At 68.8% G+C, this 18,830-nt stretch carries 18 protein-coding genes; 9 read left to right on the top strand and 9 right to left on the bottom strand.

Annotation, left to right across the window (positions count from 1 at the left end; genetic code table 11):
- The first annotated feature begins 183 nt into the window (after nt 1–183).
- Both ABZ016_RS12155 and ABZ016_RS12150 read left to right on the top strand, forming a co-directional pair.
- Nucleotides 184–4,620, top strand: a complete 4,437-nt coding sequence (locus ABZ016_RS12155; RefSeq protein WP_356916469.1) for an RICIN domain-containing protein — start codon at nt 184–186, stop codon at nt 4,618–4,620.
- Nucleotides 4,617–5,336 carry a hypothetical protein gene (locus tag ABZ016_RS12150; RefSeq protein WP_356916468.1) on the top strand — a complete coding sequence of 240 codons (720 nt, stop codon included), beginning with the start codon at nt 4,617–4,619 and terminating at the stop codon, nt 5,334–5,336. The genes ABZ016_RS12155 and ABZ016_RS12150 overlap by 4 nt, the downstream gene beginning before the upstream one ends.
- A 118-nt stretch (nt 5,337–5,454) precedes the next feature.
- Here ABZ016_RS12150 and ABZ016_RS12145 read toward each other — a convergent pair whose 3' ends face one another.
- Entirely contained in the window at nt 5,455–5,685 is a 231-nt protein-coding gene (locus tag ABZ016_RS12145) for a DUF397 domain-containing protein (RefSeq protein WP_356916467.1), read from the bottom strand.
- The gene (locus ABZ016_RS12140) at nt 5,682–6,554 is read right to left on the bottom strand and encodes a helix-turn-helix transcriptional regulator (RefSeq protein ID WP_356916466.1); all 873 of its coding nucleotides are present in this window, start codon (nt 6,552–6,554) and stop codon (nt 5,682–5,684) included. The genes ABZ016_RS12145 and ABZ016_RS12140 overlap by 4 nt, the downstream gene beginning before the upstream one ends.
- A gap of 289 nt (nt 6,555–6,843) precedes the next feature.
- Between ABZ016_RS12140 and ABZ016_RS12135 the strand changes: the two genes are divergently transcribed.
- Entirely contained in the window at nt 6,844–7,032 is a 189-nt protein-coding gene (locus ABZ016_RS12135) for a hypothetical protein (protein WP_356916465.1), read from the top strand.
- Nucleotides 7,029–7,802, top strand: coding sequence for an ATP-binding protein (locus ABZ016_RS12130; RefSeq protein ID WP_356916464.1), 774 nt, complete (start codon nt 7,029–7,031; stop codon nt 7,800–7,802). Before ABZ016_RS12135 ends, ABZ016_RS12130 begins: the two co-directional genes overlap by 4 nt.
- 66 nt (nt 7,803–7,868) lie before the next feature.
- Here ABZ016_RS12130 and ABZ016_RS12125 read toward each other — a convergent pair whose 3' ends face one another.
- Nucleotides 7,869–8,183 (bottom strand): hypothetical protein, encoded by a 315-nt coding sequence (locus tag ABZ016_RS12125; RefSeq protein WP_356916463.1) that lies wholly within the window; start codon nt 8,181–8,183, stop codon nt 7,869–7,871.
- Between the two features lie 20 nt (nt 8,184–8,203).
- The gene (locus ABZ016_RS12120; RefSeq protein WP_356916462.1) at nt 8,204–9,883 is read right to left on the bottom strand and encodes a sodium:solute symporter family protein; all 1,680 of its coding nucleotides are present in this window, start codon (nt 9,881–9,883) and stop codon (nt 8,204–8,206) included.
- 164 nt (nt 9,884–10,047) lie between these two features.
- Here ABZ016_RS12120 and galT point away from each other — a divergent pair, with 164 nt between their 5' ends.
- The 3 genes from galT to galK are packed head-to-tail and all read left to right on the top strand — an operon-like array spanning nt 10,048 to nt 13,283.
- On the top strand, nt 10,048–11,109 hold the full coding sequence (gene galT / locus ABZ016_RS12115; protein ID WP_356916461.1) for a galactose-1-phosphate uridylyltransferase: 1,062 nt from the start codon (nt 10,048–10,050) through the stop codon (nt 11,107–11,109).
- Nucleotides 11,106–12,068 carry a UDP-glucose 4-epimerase GalE gene (gene galE / locus ABZ016_RS12110; protein ID WP_356916460.1) on the top strand — a complete coding sequence of 321 codons (963 nt, stop codon included), beginning with the start codon at nt 11,106–11,108 and terminating at the stop codon, nt 12,066–12,068. The genes galT and galE overlap by 4 nt, the downstream gene beginning before the upstream one ends.
- A 27-nt stretch (nt 12,069–12,095) precedes the next feature.
- Entirely contained in the window at nt 12,096–13,283 is a 1,188-nt protein-coding gene (gene galK, locus ABZ016_RS12105) for a galactokinase (RefSeq protein ID WP_356916459.1), read from the top strand.
- A 57-nt stretch (nt 13,284–13,340) separates the two neighbouring features.
- Here galK and ABZ016_RS12100 read toward each other — a convergent pair whose 3' ends face one another.
- From ABZ016_RS12100 to ABZ016_RS12085, 4 genes are all read right to left on the bottom strand, one after another.
- Entirely contained in the window at nt 13,341–14,417 is a 1,077-nt protein-coding gene (locus ABZ016_RS12100) for a hypothetical protein (RefSeq protein ID WP_356916458.1), read from the bottom strand.
- Complete coding sequence (locus ABZ016_RS12095; protein ID WP_356916457.1) at nt 14,414–15,067, bottom strand: hypothetical protein; 654 nt, start codon at nt 15,065–15,067, stop codon at nt 14,414–14,416. The genes ABZ016_RS12100 and ABZ016_RS12095 overlap by 4 nt, the downstream gene beginning before the upstream one ends.
- Before the next feature lie 92 nt (nt 15,068–15,159).
- Nucleotides 15,160–15,816 carry a hypothetical protein gene (locus ABZ016_RS12090; protein WP_356916456.1) on the bottom strand — a complete coding sequence of 219 codons (657 nt, stop codon included), beginning with the start codon at nt 15,814–15,816 and terminating at the stop codon, nt 15,160–15,162.
- A gap of 82 nt (nt 15,817–15,898) precedes the next feature.
- Complete coding sequence (locus tag ABZ016_RS12085) at nt 15,899–16,354, bottom strand: GNAT family N-acetyltransferase (protein WP_356916455.1); 456 nt, start codon at nt 16,352–16,354, stop codon at nt 15,899–15,901.
- A gap of 304 nt (nt 16,355–16,658) precedes the next feature.
- Between ABZ016_RS12085 and ABZ016_RS12080 the strand changes: the two genes are divergently transcribed.
- Complete coding sequence (locus ABZ016_RS12080; protein ID WP_031117914.1) at nt 16,659–17,426, top strand: response regulator transcription factor; 768 nt, start codon at nt 16,659–16,661, stop codon at nt 17,424–17,426.
- On the opposite strand, the gene tamR is transcribed toward ABZ016_RS12080, so the two are convergent.
- Nucleotides 17,385–17,882 (bottom strand): MarR family transcriptional regulator TamR, encoded by a 498-nt coding sequence (gene tamR, locus ABZ016_RS12075; RefSeq protein WP_356916454.1) that lies wholly within the window; start codon nt 17,880–17,882, stop codon nt 17,385–17,387. The genes ABZ016_RS12080 and tamR overlap by 42 nt on opposite strands.
- A 124-nt stretch (nt 17,883–18,006) precedes the next feature.
- Between tamR and ABZ016_RS12070 the strand changes: the two genes are divergently transcribed.
- The gene (locus tag ABZ016_RS12070) at nt 18,007–18,825 is read left to right on the top strand and encodes a trans-aconitate 2-methyltransferase (RefSeq protein ID WP_356916453.1); all 819 of its coding nucleotides are present in this window, start codon (nt 18,007–18,009) and stop codon (nt 18,823–18,825) included.
- Nucleotides 18,826–18,830 lie beyond the last annotated feature (5 nt).

Below are 18,830 nucleotides of genomic sequence, written 5' to 3'. Positions count from 1 at the left end.
CCGGCTCTTCACGCATCTCCTCCGCCCCTTCTGACGGGCACCCCGGCTGCCTTCCTTTGCGATGAGGGGGATGCTTTCTTGCGCCCAAGACCCGGGCCTTTCCTGCCCAGAACCCGTTTCCTGCCCAGACCGGGCCAACCCCGGCTCCTGACTTCTGTCGTCACATCCGCGGTGGCTGTGGCGGTGCTGACAGGTCTGGCGATCCAGCCCGATGTGCTGGATCGGTTCACCGGCACGGAGTCGGCCGCCACGGCGAACGACCCGGCCGACTGGGCCGACGACACGGCCGCCGAGCAGGTGCGGCAGGACCAGTGCCTGATGGCGGAGGTGTTGCGCCTGGGTGGGTCGTCCATGACCGCGATCGCGCAGGACGGGCTCAACCAGCCGTCGGACAAGCTGCACGCCCTGGCCGACCGGAAGTACTGGGAGGACACCCCGCTGGCCGTTGCGTTCCAGCGGGACAGGGACGCGGCCTGGAAGGAGCTCGATGCCGCCTACGCCCTTCGGGACGAGTGGGCGAAGCCTCTGGATGGGCTGGAGACTCCGGGTGGGTTCACCGTCACCGGCTTTCACTGGCCTCCTGGAGGGCCGGGAGACGAGGAGGAGGACTTCCACAGCCAGACCGGTCTGACGCAGTGGATTGCCGACCGGTTCTGGAAGCGAGAGGGCGACTTCTACGAGGACCCCACTCCCAAGGCCGACGAGAAGACTCTGAAGGCCGTCACCGATCAGGGCACCCCGCTCTACGGCGAGAAGCCGTATGACCCGGACCTGCCTGGTGAGGAGCGGCAGCGGCAGTACGAGGAACAGCGGGCATTCCGAGGGCTGTTCGACACCTTCAACGGCAAGGGCGCCGATGACGCCCGCCTGTTCCTGTCCTCCGGCGGATTCCCCCGCACCGCTCCCGAGCCCGGTACGGCAGAGCACCGGATCGCGATCGAGGACCTGAAGACCAGGTACGCGTCATGTGCTTGGCGGGACCCTATCGACCCGAACAAGGCCCTGGGGGGCATAGCCGACACGGCCGCTTCGGAGTGGCAGCAGGAGATCACCTCGCAGGCCCCCCAGCGCAATCAGATCCTGAATGCCGGCAAGGGCGCCACCAACGCCCTGGCTGGCGGTGCGAAGGCGTTGGGGAACCTGCTGGGGCACTCGTGGGTCGCCGACCGTCTGGTCCGTTGGCAGGACTACTGGGCTCCCGGTGGTGCGGGCTGGATCGGCGATTCCCCGGCTGTCATCCAGGTCGAGGCGGCCGAGGGCAAGTGCCTGGACGCGGAGGGCGGTAAGACGGCCTCCGGCACCCCGGTGCAGATCTACACCTGCAACAACTCCTCGGGGCAGCAGTGGCGGCTTCGCGCCGCTTCCAGTGACAGCTACGCCCTCGTCAATTTCAAGTCCGACAAGTGCCTGGACGTCGAGAACAGCAACCCGGCCAACGGCACGAAGATCCAGCTCTGGACGTGCAACGAGAGCAAGGCGCAGGAGTGGCAGTTCGATGTCCGCGCCGTCAGCGAGCTGCGCAACGTCGCGACGGACAAGTGCCTGGACCTGCACAAGTTCGACAACAGCCAGAACTCCTGGCTGTGGACGTGCAACGGCACGAACCCGCAGAAGTTCCGGATGGTGCCCAAGGGCCACGAGGGCGCGGGCACTCAGTTCTATCCGGACAAGGCGCAGTTCGACCAGGCCAAGAAGGGCATCGCGGCAGCGCAGACGCAGGCGAAGAAGCAGCTCGGCGTTCTCAAGGCTCAGCTGGCCACGGCGCAGAAGCACGCCACCGCTACTGACATCGCGCAGCGTGCCGCGTACGCCATCGCCGACGAGGCCGGTGCCCCGCGCGGCCGTGGCCTGCTGGTCGGCCAGCAGAAGGCCCAGGTCACCAAGGGTGCTGTGGCCGCTCTGGAAGCGATGGTGAAGGCCGGCACGACCGCTGAGGCGGCCACGCGCGCCTCCGCCGGTGACAGCGCGACCATCGCGCAGCGGGCCCTGGCCCAGGCGGCTCAGTCGAAGGCGGAGTTCCGCAAGGCGGCCGCGGCGGTGGCCGAGGCCCAGGCGAAGGCCGCGGCCGACGGCGCGAAGGTGCACCGCGACAACGCCAAGAAGGACAAGGAGACCGCGGAGGCCAAGCTCGCCGAGGCGCTGAAGGCCGAGGGCGAGGCCAAGTCGGCCGCCGCCGAGGCCCACGCCAAGCGCCTGGCCGCCGAGGCCGAGGAGAAGACGGCCGAGGCGGAGAAGAAGACCGCCGCGGCCAAGCAGGCCGAGGCCGCCCAGCATCGGAAGAACGCCGAAGGGGAGGCGTCGCAGGCCCAGGACGCCAAGGACAAGGCGGAAGCGGCCGAGGGCACGGCGGTCGAGAAGAAGAACGCCGCGGTCAAGGCCCGCGACAAGGCCCGCGACTTGCGGGACGACGCGTGGGACGCGGAGCAGAGGGCCGACGCAGCCCGTGCCAAGGCGGACGCGAAGGAGGCCTACGCCCAGGCTCACGAGTCCGACAGCAACGCCCAGGAGGCCAGAGCGGCGGCCGACGCGGCGGCCGGGCACGCTGACGACGCCGAGGCAGCCGCCGCCAGGGCACGTTCCGAAGCGGACGCCGCGACCAAGGCGGCCGCGGACGCCGATGCGGCAGCCACCCGCGCGGAGGCAGCGGCCAAGCGCTCCCGCGCGCACGCGGACGCCGCCCAGGCCGCGAAGCTGAAGTCCGACGCCGCGGTTAAGACCGCGACCAGCGCCGCGGCAGAGGCCATCGACGCCTCCGAGCACGCCTCCTCCGAGGCCAAGACGGCGGTCGCACTGGCCGACGAGGCGGAGAAGCAGGCCAAGACCGCAAAGACCCACGCTGACGAGGCGAACAAGGAGGCCGGCAAGGCCTTGGCCGCCTCGGCGAAGGCCGCGGGCTTCGCCCACGTCACCGCCCAGGCCGCTGTCGACGCAGGCAAAGCCGCCGCCCAGGTCGCCAAGCCCGCCAACGACGCCATCCAGCTCGGCTCGCCCTACGTCGACACCGACTCGGCCGCCGGCCTGGTGGTCCTCACCGGTCAGGCGTCCAAGACGATCGCCGACCAGCAGAAGTCCGTAGCCGACGCCCACGCCAAGAACGCGGCGGCCGAAGCCTCAGCCGCCAAGAACCTCGCCGACCAGGCGAAGGGCGACGCCAAGGCCGCCTACGAGCACGCCGCCAACGCCGCCGGACACGCCTCCGACGCCCGTACCTACGCCAAGGAGGCCCTCGGCTACGCCGCAGACGCTGCCAAGGCCGCGTCCAAGGCGGCGGCGTCCCTCGCCCGCACAGTCGACTACAACCGCCAGGCCACCGAGGACGCCCAAGCCGCCGACCAGGCAGCCGACCGCGCCGAAACCCACGCCAAGAACGCCCGCGACTCAGCCGACCAGGCAGCCCTCGACGCCGAAGCCGCCCGCACGGCCGCCGCAGCAGCCGAAGAAGCCGCCAAGGACGCCCGGGCAGCGGCCAACCGAGCCGACGCTGCAGCGACCGAAGCGGAGGAAGCGGCCAAGGACGCCCAGAAGTACGCGGACGAGGCGCAGGAAGCAGCGGAGTCTGCGGAACGGAAGGAAGCCAACAAGAACGTCTCAGCAGGGGCCGGCACTACCGTTGCACGCACGTTCTTCATCCTTGACAAGGTCGAGCTCGTTGAGCCGCCCAAGCAGCTCAACGACTGCACCCTCACGATCGACGGGTGCACCGTGACGTTCGAGTTCCACTTCGACGCCCACGTCAGCTACTACTACTGCGCCAACCCGGACGTGCCCGCCACCGAGGCCGGGTGCCCGAAGGCCGACGCCTTCTTCCTGACCAGTGACACGAAGAAGGGGCTGGAGGAGAAGCGCACTTACCACTTCAGCTTTTGGGAGGTGGAGAAGGCCGGGCTCAAGAACCTTGCCGGGCTCGCGGCCACCCTCGGCTACGAGATATTCGTCAAGGACTTCGCCGACTGCTACCACAAGGTGACACCCGGCGACGACGGAGGTTCCGGATCAGGGTGCGCGTGGGCAGCTGCGGCGTTCGGCGGTCCCGCGATGGCTGCGAAGTTCGCCAAGGCCATCAAGCTCGCCGAGCGAGTCGAGGACGCCATCAGGACCGGCAGGGACGCGGAGAAGGTTCTGGCCGAGCTGAAGAAGATCTACGGTGAGAGCGTCTCGGCGGAAAAGCTCGCTGACGCCGCAAGTGAGGCCGGCATGGGGCTGCGCCTGTCGATCCGTATGGTGGAGCGCGCCAAGGCCGCTGCCCCTGGCTTGGACATGCGGTATGTGAACAAGCTCAAGGAAGCCGGGTTCGAGGTCGACCAGAAGAACCTGTTCTGGGTGGTCCCGTACTCCCGGCCCGGCGTGCCGCTCGCGTGGCTCGACGCCGGCGACGTGAAGAAGGGCCTCGTCCACGTCGTCTTCCGCCACGGCGGAGACTTCGCCCAGCGTGGCGTGCCGGTCGAGGAGATTCCAAAGCTCCTCAGCAAGGCACTGAGCGAGGGGAAGATCGTCGGCCACCAGACGCCGACCAGGCCGATCTTCGAGACGGTGTACAACGGGAAGTCTCACCGGGTGGCCATCACCATCGGCGAGCACGGCCAGAACAAGGGACGGGTGATTGGAGCGAATCCGGCATGACCCACAGGGACCCTGAGCACCTCCTCGTGCGGGCCCGCGGCGACGCCTCACCGCTGTACGCCACGGACGCCGGGGCGTTCGCCCGCGTCGAGGACTTCACCCGCACTCTCCGGGTCGCCGACCACGCACTCGGACTGCCCGACGACCTGGCGCGCATACTCACCGAGTGGAACCAGGCCCGTCCCGCCGACGGCTTCGAGGCCCGCCCGGCCCTGCGCAAGCACGTGAAGCAAGGCCTGGAGATCGCCCGGCTCGTGGCTAAGCACCTCGGGCCCGACTGGGTGGTCCGCTTCTGGGACGAACGGCACCAGGACGAGAAGTTCGTGTGCTGGGGGTGCGACCAGCTCCACTGGACCGTCGACGCCCATGACAGTCCTCCGCACCCGCTCGACATCACCGTCGAGGGCGAGTACGGGCTGTACCCGTTGCACGCGGAGGGGTTCGGCAGCTTCGCCCCCGACGATCCCGCGGCCGCCCTCCATCTGTCAGATGACCTCGTGGCCGCCTTCTACCAGTGGAAGCGGGCGATCGAGACGACGCTGATGAACGACGGCAGCGACGACGAATGGCAGCACCTGTGCGAGGACGGACAAGATCTGTCGGAGCGCCTCGCCGGGGAGATCGGCCCGGCCCGGACGGTGACGTACCGGGGAGTCGCCAACGGCGGTCTCGCCGCGATGACGTCGGTCACCTGGCGGGGAGACGAACGAGTGTAGCCGCGAGCCCCTTGCGGAGTGCCGACAAACGTAGCTGAGGCGGGCGGTCGCTGTTTCGCCCACCTCAGCTCACGGGCCCAGCGGCCAGGCCGCGCCAACATTCTCAAGTTGCCGGCTTCTAGACCGGTGAGGGGCCAAACTCGTCCTTCGCCACACCGGCGATGAACGCCGTGAAGGCTCCGGCCGAGACAGTGAGTGTGCTTCCCTCAGGGTCCTTCGAGTCCCGTAGAGCAATTCCCGCTCGGAGACTGGCGATCTCCACGCATTCGTTGCCTTCGCCGCCACTGTGGCTGCTCTTGAACCACGCAACAGCCGGCGGCTCGTTCGGGGGAGTCGCTATGTCGTTCATGAGGACAGCTCCTGTCTCGCTCCAGCGATCAGCCGCAGCGAGGAAGTCGTGTCCGCGGCCTGCGAGCGAAGGTAGTCGAAAGTCAACTTGTAGGCGCTTACGTCCTCGGCGTCGTCGAGGTACAGCCCGCGGCGACGCATCTCGATGTAGACGACCGCCATGGAGTTGAGCGGCTCCCGCCCGTCGTCCCGCCCGAGGATCACGAAGTGCCCGGCTCCAGCCGCGTGTGCACCTGCGCTGAACGGCAGGACCTGGACGTCGATGTTCGGGCTCAGGGCTGCCTTGTGAAGGTGTTCGAGCTGCCGGATCATGACGTCGTTGTCCCCGACTGTCCTGTGCAGCACTGCCTCGTCGAGGACAACCCACAGATGCAGCGCCGGACGTCGCTGCAGGATGTCCTGGCGCTTCATCCGCGCTTCGACCATTCGCTCGATGTCGTCGTTCGAACTGCGCACTTCACGCGCCTCATGGATGGCGAGGGCGTATTCCCTGGTCTGGAGCAGCCCGGGGATGACGGTGTTCGCGAACACGTGCTCGTATGCCGCTTCCTGCTCGAAGGACACGAGCGGGTCCATCCACCCCGGCACGGCGCTGTTGCCGACCCACCAGCCGTCGGCCTGCGATTTGGCGATGGCCACGAGGGCGTCACGTTCCTGAGTCGTGGCTTCGCAGGCGTCTGCCAGCGCCCTGACCGTGGCCCATCGAATGCGGGCTCGGTCCTGCCAAGCTTCGTACCGGCTGACAGTTGTGGTGCTGACCCCTGCACGTTCAGCGACTTGAGTCTGTGTCAGGCCGCATCGCTCCCGCAGTGAGATCAGGCCTCGGGCGATCTGCATACGTCCGGCAGGGCCTGTCTGCGTGGCGGTCATGCCAGATCCCTTCTGCCACGGAGGACACGGCTCCGTCGGCTTTCTCGGTCAACGGCGCTGACCTTATGGGCTGCTGAGAAGCCTCGGACGCGGATTCGAAGCTCGTCACCCACACTGACGAACTCCCTTGGCGAGAGCTTCCTCTATGGGAATCCCATGGAAGGCTTCCCACATCCTCGATCGATCACTGGAGAGTGAGATCATGAGCCGAGTTGTACAGCGCATCGTCTGCTGGCCCCGCTGGGGTAGCCGCACCCCTGGGCGTCACCATGCTGGTCAGCTGCGCGCCATGAGTCGTCCGTCCGCCTCGTCGGGCGGGGTCTTCACGCCTTCGCTTCCTGCCGTCGCCTCGACGGTCAGGGTTTGGTACGAGCCCATCGACGGCAGTGCCACCCCCCTCGTCCGCCCCTACCTCCCCGCGTACGGCGTCGACCTCGACAGCCACGACCCTCATGCCCGTCTCGGGAAGGCGTCATGAGCGACGACGTGAACCGCGCACGAATCCTGCCCTGGACCGGCGCCCAAGGGCAGCCCTGCCTCCTCTTCACGGACGGCGACGGCCCCGCCTCCCGACTTGCCGACCGAGTCGAGAACATACAGCTCGGGCTCGCGGACCGGCTTCTCGGCCGGACGCGGAACCTGCTGGCGCAGGGAGGGGCGCAGACGGGCGATTTCGGCACGCTTGCCGGTCAGTTGGCTGATGCCCTCTCCGACGCGCTGCTGATCGCCAGGTCGAGAGGCGCTCGACTTGGGGCGGATGAGCCGGGCCTGGCCGGGGGAGTGCCGACGGTGCCCACGCCGGCAGGAGTGACGTGTGGCATGCCCCGGCTCCGGGCCCACGGCCTGCTCACCCTCCCCGGCCACGACTTCGCCTCCGCGCCCGCCGCCCGGCGCCACATGCGAGACACGGCGCGCGCGTGGGGCTTGCCCCAGGGCGCGGCGGACGACCTGGAGGCGATCACCGGCGAACTCGTCGCGAACGCCTTGGAGCACGGCGACGGCCACACGATCACCGTTGCCTGGGCCCTCGCCGCGGAGACGGTCACGATCAGCGTGACCGATGAGGGCGGCTTCCGTGCGGGCCCCATCCCCGCGCCGCCGCCCGTTTCTCCGGGCCCGGAACAGGAACGGGGCCGCGGCCTGTTGATCACCGACGCTCTCGCCGCCCGCTGGGGCACCCGGCAGAGCGGCGAAGGCCTGACCGTCTGGGCCGAGGTGTGCACCAGCGCGTCCAGCGGTAACGACTGAGCGTCGCCGACACCGCCGTACAGACGTCGGCGCCCAGCCGCACTACCGCCGGGCGCCCGCCCGCCCTCACTCGCTCGGTGCGTCCTCCGGCGCAGCCCCGGGCGGCGCCGGCGCCACCGGCCTCAGCTTCAGCCACGCCAGGAAGAACAGGCCGAGCGCCAGCATGCCCAACCCGGTCCACAGGTTGATGTTGACCCCCTCCGCCTTGTCGATGTCGGCGTCGGACGCCGTGAGCCCGGCGAGCGTGACGATCACCCCGTAGACCACGAACAGTCCGCCGATGATCCGACGGATGTCGAACAACCGGGCGGCCGTCGCCGACTTGCCCTGCAGTTCGGTGACTTCCCGCTGTACGTCCTTCTCGGAGTAGAACTCGGACATCTTCAGTCAATCCTCCTCGGTCAGAACGAGAACGGGATGTAGCAGGCCGCGGCCAGCACGACCGCGCCCCAGCCCAGCAGCGCCGGCTTGCGGTACCAGGCCTCGTCCCCGGGCGCCGGTGGCTCCGCCATGCCGGGTGACGTCGTGCCGTAGACCAGCCCTTGCAACTCCTCGGCCGGCTTCGGCGCGGTGAAGAGCGACACCGCCACCATGACGACCGCGCCCGCGACGAACCCCGCGATCGCCGAGACGAAGTTGGCGCCCTGGTCGGAGGGGATGTCGACGATGTCCTGCTTGTAGAGGACGAAGTAGTTGACCATCGCGGCGGTGGTGCCCGCGATCAGCCCCCAGAAGCCCGACTTCATGGAGGCCCGCTTCCAGAACATGCCGATGATGAAGACGACGAACATCGGCACGTTGAAGAAGGAGAAGAGGGTCTGCAGGTAGGCCATGATGTTGGAGAACGAGCGGGCGAGGAACGCCGTGCCGATGGAGGCCAGGACGCCGACCGCGGTGATGAGCCGGCCGAAGCGGACGTAGTACTCGTCCTCGCGGCCCCGCACCACGTACTTGGCCCAGATGTCCGTCGTGAACACCGTGTTGAACGATGACACGTTGGCCGCCATGCCCGCCATGAACGCCGCGAGCAGACCCGTCACGGCGATGCCCAGCACACCGTTCGGCAGCAACTGCTCCATCAGGTAGGGGATGGCGTCGTTGTACTGGAGGTCGGAGCCGGACGTGCCGATCTTCGGGACGAGCACGGCGGCGACCAGGCCCGGGATCATCACCAGGAACACGATGAAGATCTTCGGGAACGCGGCGATCAGCGGGGTGCGCTGCGCTGCCGACAGGTTCTTCGCGGACAGGGCGCGCTGGACCTCGGCGAAGTTCGTCGTCCAGTAGCCGAAGGAGAGGACGAAGCCGAGGCCCAGGACGATCGTCAGCCAGTTCGCCCCCAGTGGGTTGGCGCTGCCGATGCCGGTGCCGCCCCAGGAGGTCATGAAGTCGGCGCCGTGGGTCTTGGTGAGGGAGTCGGACAGGCCGTCCCAGCCGCCGACCTTCTTCAGGCCGAGGACGGAGAGGGGGATGAGCGCCGCCAGGATCACGAAGAACTGGAGGACCTCGTTGTAGATCGCCGAGGACAGGCCGCCGAGCGTGATGTACGCGAGGACGAAGAAGCCCGCGACGACGATCGCCACCCACTCCGGCCAGCCCAGCAGCGCCTCGACGACGATGGCCAGCGCGTAGAGGTTGACGCCGGCGATGAGGATCGCGGCGAAGGCGAAGAGGACCGAGCTGAGCAGGTGCGCGGCCCGGTCGAAGCGCAGGAGCAGGAACTCGGGGACCGAGCGCACCTTGGAGCCGTAGTAGAAGGGCATCATCACCAGGCCGAGGAAGACCATGGCCGGGATGGCGCCGATCCAGTACCAGTGCGTCGTGTAGACGCCGTACTGCGCGCTGTTGGCCGCCATGCCCAGGATTTCGGTGGCGCCCAGGTTGGCGGCGACGAAGGCGAGACCGGTGACCCAGGCGGGCAGGGAACGGCCGGAGAGGAAGAAGTCGAGGCTGGTCTTCACCGATCGCCGGGCGGCGAAGCCGATGCCGAGGACGACGACGAAGTAGATGCCGAGGATCGTGTAGTCGAGCCAGTTCGTGGGGAGACGCAGCTCGGCTGCCAGATATGTGGGGGTATGCACTAGCCCTCGCTTTGTTGCGTGAACCGATACCTCGCGGAATCTACGCCTCCGCGTTCAGTGACTGAACACCTCTGATGATGCTCTTTGTTGGATCGTGATGTTGACGATTGAGGGGACTGGTGTTTTGATATGTTGGGTTATGTTTGAAGGATGAGGAGTCCGGCGTGAAGAAGACCTCGACCCGGCTGGCCGACGGTCGCGAGCTCATCTACTACGACCTGCGTGACGACAGCGTGCGGGACGCCACCGACCGCCGCCCGCTGGACCGCACCGTCACCACGTCCGAGATCCGCCGCGACCCCCTGCTCGGCGACTCCGTCGCCATCGCCTCGCACCGCCAGGGCCGCACCTACCATCCGCCGGCCGACGAGTGCCCGCTGTGCCCGTCGGCGGGCGATCGCCTGAGCGAGATCCCGGACTCGTCGTACGACGTCGTCGTGTTCGAGAACCGCTTCCCCTCGCTGGCCGGCGACTCGGGCCGCTGTGAGGTCGTCTGCTTCACGTCCGACCACAACGCGTCCTTCGCCGCCCTCTCCGAGGAACAGGCGGGCCTCGTGCTGGAGGCGTGGACGGACCGTACGTCGGAGCTGTCCCATCTCCCCTCCGTCGAGCAGGTGTTCTGCTTCGAGAACCGGGGTGCCGAGATCGGCGTGACCCTCCAGCACCCGCACGGCCAGATCTACGCCTACCCCTTCACCACCCCGCGCACCGCGCTGATGCTCCGCTCCGCCGCGACCCACAAGGAGATGACGGGAGGGGAAAACCTCTTCGACGCCGTCCTGGAACGTGAACTCGCCGACGAGCGAGTCATCCTGGAGGGTGAACACTGGGTGGCATTCGTGCCATACGCGGCGCACTGGCCGTACGAGGTCCACATGTACCCCAAGCGCCGCGTGCCCGACCTGCTCGGCCTGGACGAAGCCGCGCGCACAGAGTTCCCCAAGGTATATCTGGAACTCTTGAGGCGTTTCGACCGGATCTTCGGTGAGGGTGAGCCTCCGACGCCGTACATCGCGGCCTGGCACCAGGCCCCGTTCGGCGCGCTGGAGGAGTTCGACGGGGTCGTGCGTGAGGACTTCGCGCTTCACCTCGAGCTTTTCACCATCCGCCGCACTTCCGGCAAGCTGAAGTTTCTCGCGGGTTCCGAGTCCGGCATGAACGTGTTCATCAACGACGTGCCGCCGGAGCGCGCGGCCGAGCGACTGCGAGAGGTAGCGAGTTCATGAGCGGGAAGTACCTGGTGACGGGTGGCGCGGGATACGTCGGCAGCGTGGTCGCCCAGCACCTGCTGGAAGCGGGGCACGAGGCCGTCGTCCTGGACAACCTCACCACCGGCTTCCGGGAGGGCGTCCCGGCGGGCGCGACCTTCATCGAGGGCGACATCCGCGACGCCGCCAAGTGGCTGGACGCGTCGTTCGACGGCGTCCTGCACTTCGCCGCGTTCTCGCAGGTCGGCGAGTCGGTCGCGAAGCCGGAGAAGTACTGGGACAACAACGTCGCCGGCACCATGGCCCTGCTGTCCGCGATGCGCGAGGCGGACGTCCGCACCCTGGTCTTCTCCTCCACGGCCGCGACGTACGGCGAGCCGGACGAGGTCCCGATCGTCGAGTCGGCGCCCACCTCCCCGACCAACCCGTACGGCGCCACCAAACTCGCGGTGGACCACATGATCACCGGTGAGGCGGCGGCCCACGGCCTGGGCGCGGTGTCACTGCGCTACTTCAACGTGGCCGGCGCGTACGGCGAGCACGGCGAGCGCCACGACCCCGAGTCCCACCTCATCCCGCTGGTGCTGCAGGTGGCGCAGGGCAGGCGGGAGTCGATCTCCGTCTTCGGCGACGACTACGCGACGCCGGACGGCACCTGCGTACGCGACTACATCCACGTCGCGGACCTCGCCGAGGCCCACCTGCTGGCCCTGAAGGCGGCCACCCCCGGCGAGCACCTCATCTGCAACCTCGGCAACGGCAACGGCTTCTCGGTCCGCGAGGTCATCGACACGGTCCGCCGGGTCACGGGCCACCCGATCCCCGAGGTCGTGGCCCCGCGCCGGGGCGGCGACCCGGCGGTCCTGGTGGCATCGGCCGCCACGGCCCGCGAGAAGCTGGGCTGGAACCCGTCCCGCGCGGACCTCGCGGGAATCGTCGCCGACGCGTGGGACTTCGCGCAGCGGCGCGCAAACTAGAACGTACGGAAGGGTCAGGGGTCAGGCATGAGCGAGGCTGTTGCCGACACGGTCGCCGAGGCGGTCGCCGAACGGTTCACGGAGCTGTACGGCGCCGAGCCGCACGGCGTGTGGGCGGCGCCCGGCCGCGTCAACCTCATCGGCGAGCACACGGACTACAACGACGGCTTCGTCATGCCGTTCGCACTGCCGCACACCGCGGTGGCGGCGGTGTCGGCCCGCGAGGACGGGGTGCTGCGCCTGCACTCGGCGGACGTCGAGGGAGTCGCGGGAGGAGTCACCGAACTCCGTCTCGACGACCTGGCCCCCGAGTCGGACAAGAACTGGACGGCGTACCCGGCAGGCGTGGTGTGGGCCCTGCGCGAGGCCGGCCACGCGGTGACCGGCGCGGACATCCACCTGGCCTCCACGGTCCCGTCGGGCGCGGGCCTGTCCTCCTCCGCGGCCCTGGAGGTCGTGGTCGCGCTCGCCCTGAACGACCTCTTCTCCCTCGGCCTGCGGGGCTGGCAACTGGCCCGCCTCTGCCAGCGCGCGGAGAACGTCTACGTCGGCGCCCCGGTCGGCATCATGGACCAGACGGCGTCGGCCTGCTGCGAGGCGGGCCACGCCCTCTTCCTCGACACCCGCGACCTCTCCCAGAAGCAGATCCCCTTCGACCTGGCGGCCGAGGGCATGCGCCTGCTCGTGGTCGACACCCAGGTCAAGCACTCCCACAGCGAGGGCGAGTACGGCAAGCGCCGCGCCGGCTGCGAGAAGGGGGCGGCCCTGCTGGGCGTCAACGCGCTCCGGGACATCCCTTACGACGAGCTGGACGCGGCCCTCGCCCGCCTCGGCGACGACGAGGAGGTCCGCCGCCTGGTCCGGCACGTGGTCACGGAGGACGAGCGCGTCGAACGCGTGGTGTCCCTGCTGGAGTCGGGCGACGACACCCGCGCGATCGGGCCCGTCCTGGTCGAGGGCCACACCTCGCTCCGGGACGACTTCCGCATCTCCTGTCCCGAGCTCGACCTGGTCGTCGACACCGCCCTCGCCTCCGGCGCCCTCGGCGCCCGCATGACGGGCGGCGGCTTCGGCGGCTCGGCGATCGTCCTCGCGGAGGAGACGGACGTCGACGCGATCACCAAGGCGGTGACCGAGGCCTTCGCGGCAGCGGGCTTCACGACACCCCGGGTCTTCGAGGCGGTCCCGTCGGCGGGCGCACGCCGCGTGCGCTGACCTCCCCACGCAGTGCGGGCGCCCTCATCACGAGGGCGCCCGGCTTTGCCGCATGCGTCAGCGGTTGACGGACTGGATCTCCTGAACCGTCATCGTCTGAGTCGTCTCGAAGGTCCCGTCTGGCAGATCGCCCCGCGCGCCGCCGGAGCCCTGCCAGGAGATCTGCCAGGTGATCGACGCCTTGAGCTGGTACGGCGTGCCGTTGGTGGCCCGGAGATACCGGATGCCACAGGGCGGAGTCCGGTTCCCGCCGCCCTTGGTGTACGGGGTGCCGATCGACCCGTCGTCATTGATCGCGCAGTCGCCGGAGGCCGGATAGGTCTCGGCGTCCTCGGTGCCGGGGTTCAGGTGCAGGGCCACAGGCTTGGCCGTCGTCTCCGCCCAGACGCCGGCGTCGGGCAGCTCGGCGCGGACCCTGACCTCCTTGAAGGCCGCCTTGTCCAGCCACACCCAGGTCGGCAGGTTCACGGTCGACCTGGCTGCGGGCTTCAACTCGACATCGGTCTGCGGCACTTCGATCTTGTCGTACGCGTAGCCGGCGAGGACGTCAGGGGTGGGGGCGTGGTCGTCGGCAGGGAGAGTGTTGGCGTTCTGCCAGAACAGGTTCCGCTCACAGGCGGCGGACTCGGGGTCGTCTTCCCGGTTCTTGTTGACCACCCCGCGCCAGAACATGCCCTTCTTGCCGAGGTTGTAGTTCTTGTAGCTGAACCCGCTGTCGGTGTTGTCCCGCCCCTTCTCGTAGTGGTCCACCATCAATTCCTCCCCCCAGCTGAGTGTGGGGGTGACGGGCACCAGATTCTCGTTGGGGTTCTTCTTCAGACGGTCCACTGCGCTCTTGAGCTGCTGAGGCGTCGCAACCGGCTCGTACCAGCACGCCGGCGGCTCCCAGTTGGGGTCCACCGGGGCGAGCGACTTGGTGGAGCCGCCCGAGGTACCGCCGCTGACCTGCTTGACCTTGATACCTGTGGTGGTAGCCGAAGCGGTCAGAGTGTTGCCGGATGCGTCGCCAGACGCGTCCCCCGAGGACGGCGGCTCGATGGCGTCATCTCCGAGGGCAGACGCCGCTGTGGAGGACAAAACCACTGCGCAGAGTGAGGTGGCGACCAGAGCGCCCACTTTCGCAGCCGACCTCATCGGTTGCATCCACCCGCCACGACGGTCACGGACGTCGTCTTCCACACGCCTTGCGAGGTCTTGTCCAACCGGGTTCGATACTGGAGGACCGACTCGGGCTTGTCCGGAGTTTTTACGACCTTTCCAGTCTTGCGGTTCTTCGTGGATGCCTGGCGCTCGTCAACACAGTAGAAGAGGACACCGGAGCCGGTGTCGCTGATGAGAGCCTTGGGGTTGAAGGCCGTGACCTTGCCGATGATGTCGTCGTCGTCCTCGACGAACTGCTTGATCCACTTGCGAGCAGATACCTGGGTGGCTTCCGAGCTGTAGAAGGCCACAGCCTCGGAGCTCAGATCCGCGTTGATGACTGCGGCGTACTTGGCCCGCAGTTGCTCACGGCCATCGTTCAGGATCGCCTGGAGCTTCGGATCGCTGTTCGTCCAGTTCTCGAAGTCGGCCTGGAACTCCTTGGACAGCCTGATCTCCGGCCGCTTGGCACTGCCCGGCGAAGTCGAGGCGGAGGGGCTGGCCGACGTCTTTCCGTCTCCACTGTCCGCGCCCTTGATCGGGTCGGGGGAGGAGTCACCATCTCCTTCCGACCCGCATGCGGTCATCAACACGGCCATGGATGCGGTGAGCACGGCTGCTGCGAGCCGGGCGGGGCGATTCACTCAGGTCTCCCGTTGAGGCGAAGTTAGCTCAAGTGAAGCCACGCTATCCGAGTCCCCTTGCTCCTTGGCGTCCGCGGCCTTTGCGCACCGGGTCAAGGCTGGCACTTCCGTGACCCCCGGTCCTCGGTGAGATCCCAGGTCTGCCAGACGCCGTCCTGGTTCTTCTTCAGGCCCAGGTTGTAGAAGACGTAGCTGTCGGGCGAGGTCTCGACCACATTCACCTTGTTGGTCTTGAGGTCCTTGACGTTCGCGTTGCTCTCATCCACGCAGTACGTCAGGGCTGCCGTCGCCTTGTCGAACACCGTTACCTGGCGGTCGAAGTAGCGCAAGGTGCCGGCCCAGCTGGTCTTCCTGGCGATGTTGTCCTTCGCGTAGTAGTAGACGCCGGTCAGCGCGCTGTCCGTGTAGTAGAAGGCCATCCCGGACTTCTTCATGTCGCCGTACGCCATGGCCTGGTCCACCGTGCTGATGGCCCGTTCGTTGTCGGCGAGGATGGCGTCCTTCTGAGGGTCTCCGGTCTGCCGGTCCTCGAAGACGTTCTTCATGTCACTCGGCAGCTTGATCTCCGGCCGATCGATCCCGTCCGCCGACGCGGACGCCGACGCCGACGCCGATGGCGTCTCAGCCGAGTCCGCACCGGCGATCTTGTCGGATGACGACTCGTCACCTCCCCCCGAGCCACAGGCAGTCAGCAACAAGGCCGCGGATGCGGTGAGCGCGGCCGTGAGGAGCCGAGCGGGGCGGTTCACTGTGTCTCCCGTTGCAGAAGTGGGGGGATTACTCAAGCGAACCCACGCTATCGGGAGGCCGATCCGCGACGACTACGAGGTCTCAGACCAGCCGCTTCGTCAGCATGTACTCCGTGATGCCCGGCGGATAGTCCGGGACCGCGCACACGATCTCGTACCCCTGCTTCACGTAGAACCGCGGCGCCTGGAAGTCCCAGGTCTCCAGGCGGGCCGAGCGGCAGTCGCGGGTGGTGGTGGCGAGGTGTTCCGCCTTCGCGAGCAGCGCGGCGCCCAGGCCCCTGCCGCGGTGGCGTTCGTCGACCCACAGGTACGTCACGTGGAGCCAGGTCGCCCAGGTGTGACCGACCAGTCCGCCGGCGAGTTCGTCGGTGTCGTTCACAGCCCACACGTGCAACGGGACCTCCCGCTCGCCGGGTGTTCCGCGCAGGGCGCGCAGGATCGGGGAGGCGGCTGTGTTCGTCTCTCGCAGGCGTGTGCGGAGCAGATCACGTCGGGCTCTGTCGACTTCTGTCTCAAGACGGAACATGCGGCACACCATAAACGCGTCGGGCAGTCAGTTCTGCAAATAACCTTCCGCTCCGGGCCCCCGTCCGTACCCTGATGAACAGCACCGGTGGGGGCCGGTGCCGATCAGGGGGCGAGACAGCCGGGTACGACGCCCGGGGTGGGGGTACCGGTTCTGCACGGCGGCGGCCGTGCGGCTGCCGCGACCCGGTCAGGCTGCGGCGAGGACGGACGGACAGACGCCGCGGATCTGGGCACTCCGGCGTCGTACCCGCGCGGGTGTCGACTTCCGCCGATGAGGTATCCCCGCTCTTCGTGAGCTCGGGGGAGGGGGTTTCGTGGTACGCATCCGGGTCCTGGTCGTCGACGACCACCGCATCTTCGCCGAGTCACTCGCGGCGGCCCTGGCCGCCGAGCCCGATGTCGACGTCTCCGCGGCCGGCAGCGGCCCGGCCGCGCTGCGCAGCCTGGAGCGCGCCGTCGCCGAGGGGCGGCGGTTCGACGTGCTGCTCGTCGACGCCGACCTGGGCGGCAAGGTACCGGGCGCCCGGCCGGCCGTCCCCGTGCAGGAGGGCAACGAGGACGGGCTCGTCGACGGGATCTCCCTCGTCACGGGAGTGCGCTCCGCGCAGCCGAACGTACGGATCGTCGTGCTCGCGGAGAAGGACGATCCGCGACGGGCGGCGCTCGCCCTGCAGGCCGGAGCCTCCGGCTGGGTCGCCAAGGACTGCTCGCTGTCCCGGCTGCTCACCGTCATCCGCGGGGTGCTGCGGGACGAGACCCATCTGCCCCCTGCCCTGCTCACCGGCGTGCTGCGCGAGCTGACCGCCGCCCGCAAGCACCGCACCGAGAGCGAGCGGCTGGTGGAGTCCCTCACTCCGCGTGAGCGGGAAGTGTTGCGGTGCATGGTCGCGGGGCTGGGGCGCAAGGCCGTCGCCGAGCGCCTGTATCTGTCGCCGCACACCGTGCGGACGCACATGCAGAACGTTCTCGGCAAGCTCGGTGTGCACTCCACGCTCGCCGCGGTCGCCCTGGCCCGGCGGGCCGGGGTCGGGCCCGTCGACCTAGCCGGGGATGTTGTCGAACGGGGCGGTCAGCTGGCGTAGCAGCCCCGCCAGTTCGCCGCGCTGGGCGCGGGAGAGCTCCGCGAGGATCGCACGCTCCTGGTACAGCAGACCCGCCAGGGCCTGGTCCGCGCGGTCCCTGCCCTCGTCCGTCAGACGGACCAGGACGCCCCTGCGGTCGTTGGGGTCGGGGAGGCGTTCCACCAGGCCCTTCTTGGCCAGACGGTCGATGCGGTTCGTCATCGTGCCCGACGTGACCAGGGTCTGGGTGAGGAGCTGCCCCGGCGAGAGCTGGTACGGCGTGCCCGCGCGGCGCAGGGCCGTCAGGACGTCGAACTCCCACGGCTCCAGATTGTGCTCCGAGAAGGCCAGCCGGCGTGCCCGGTCCAGATGCCGGGCCAGCCTGCTCACGCGGCTGAGCACCTCGAGCGGTTCCACGTCGAGGTCAGGGCGCTCCCGACGCCATGCCGCGACCAGCCGGTCGACCTCGTCCTCCATGGCGATCAGTGTAAGGGTTGTGTCGACGTAGAGTCTCTTGACGTCCATTTTCTTGACATCAAGATAAGCGCACTGTCACGCTGAGTGCCCGGCCTCGTCACCGCCAGGAACACCAGGAGGACCCATGCCCGCAGCAGCCCCCACCTGGGACCCCGCCCAGTACCTCCGCCACGCCGACCACCGCGCCCGCCCCTTCACCGACCTCCTCGCGCGCGTCCCCGACCTGCCCGGTCCCCGGCCCCGTATCGCCGACCTCGGCTGCGGCCCGGGCAACGTCACCGCGCTGCTCGCCGCCCGCTGGCCCACCGCCCGCATCACCGGGTACGACAACTCGACCGAGATGCTCGACAAGGCCCACGTGGACCACGAGGGGACCACCCCGGGCGGCGGGCACCTCGGCTTCGCCCACGCCGATGTCCGGACGTGGGTGCCCGACGAGCCGTACGACCTGATCCTCAGCAACGCCACGCTCCAGTGGGTGCCGGGGCACGTCGAGCGGTTCGCCGACTGGGTGGGAGCGCTGAAGCCCTCCGGGACGTTCGCCTTCCAGGTGCCGGGGAACTTCGACGCCCCCAGCCACCGGATCATGCGCGAGCTCACGAACGCACCGCGCTGGCGCGACCGGCTCGCCGGCACCCTGCGCCACGGCGACGCCGTCCTCACACCCGAGGCCTACCTCGAGCACCTCACCTCCCTCGGCTGCACCGCCGACGTGTGGGAGACGACGTACATCCATCCACTGCGGGGCGAGGACCCCGTGCTCGACTGGGTGAAGGGGACCGGGCTGCGGCCCGTACTGACCGCCCTCGCCGACGACCCCGGGGCGCGGGAGGCCTTCGTCGCCGAGTACCGGGCAGCCCTGCGCGAGGCCTACCCGGGGGGGCCGCACGGCACGCCGTTCCCGTTCCGGCGGGTCTTCGCCGTGGCGCGGAAAGCGGCGTGACCGGT

It is taken from the genome of Streptomyces sp. NPDC006372 (genome assembly GCF_040612515.1).
Lineage (GTDB): Bacteria > Actinomycetota > Actinomycetes > Streptomycetales > Streptomycetaceae > Streptomyces.
The sequence above is the reverse complement of the archived record's forward strand: the minus strand, read 5'-3'. Positions and strand labels throughout refer to the sequence as shown.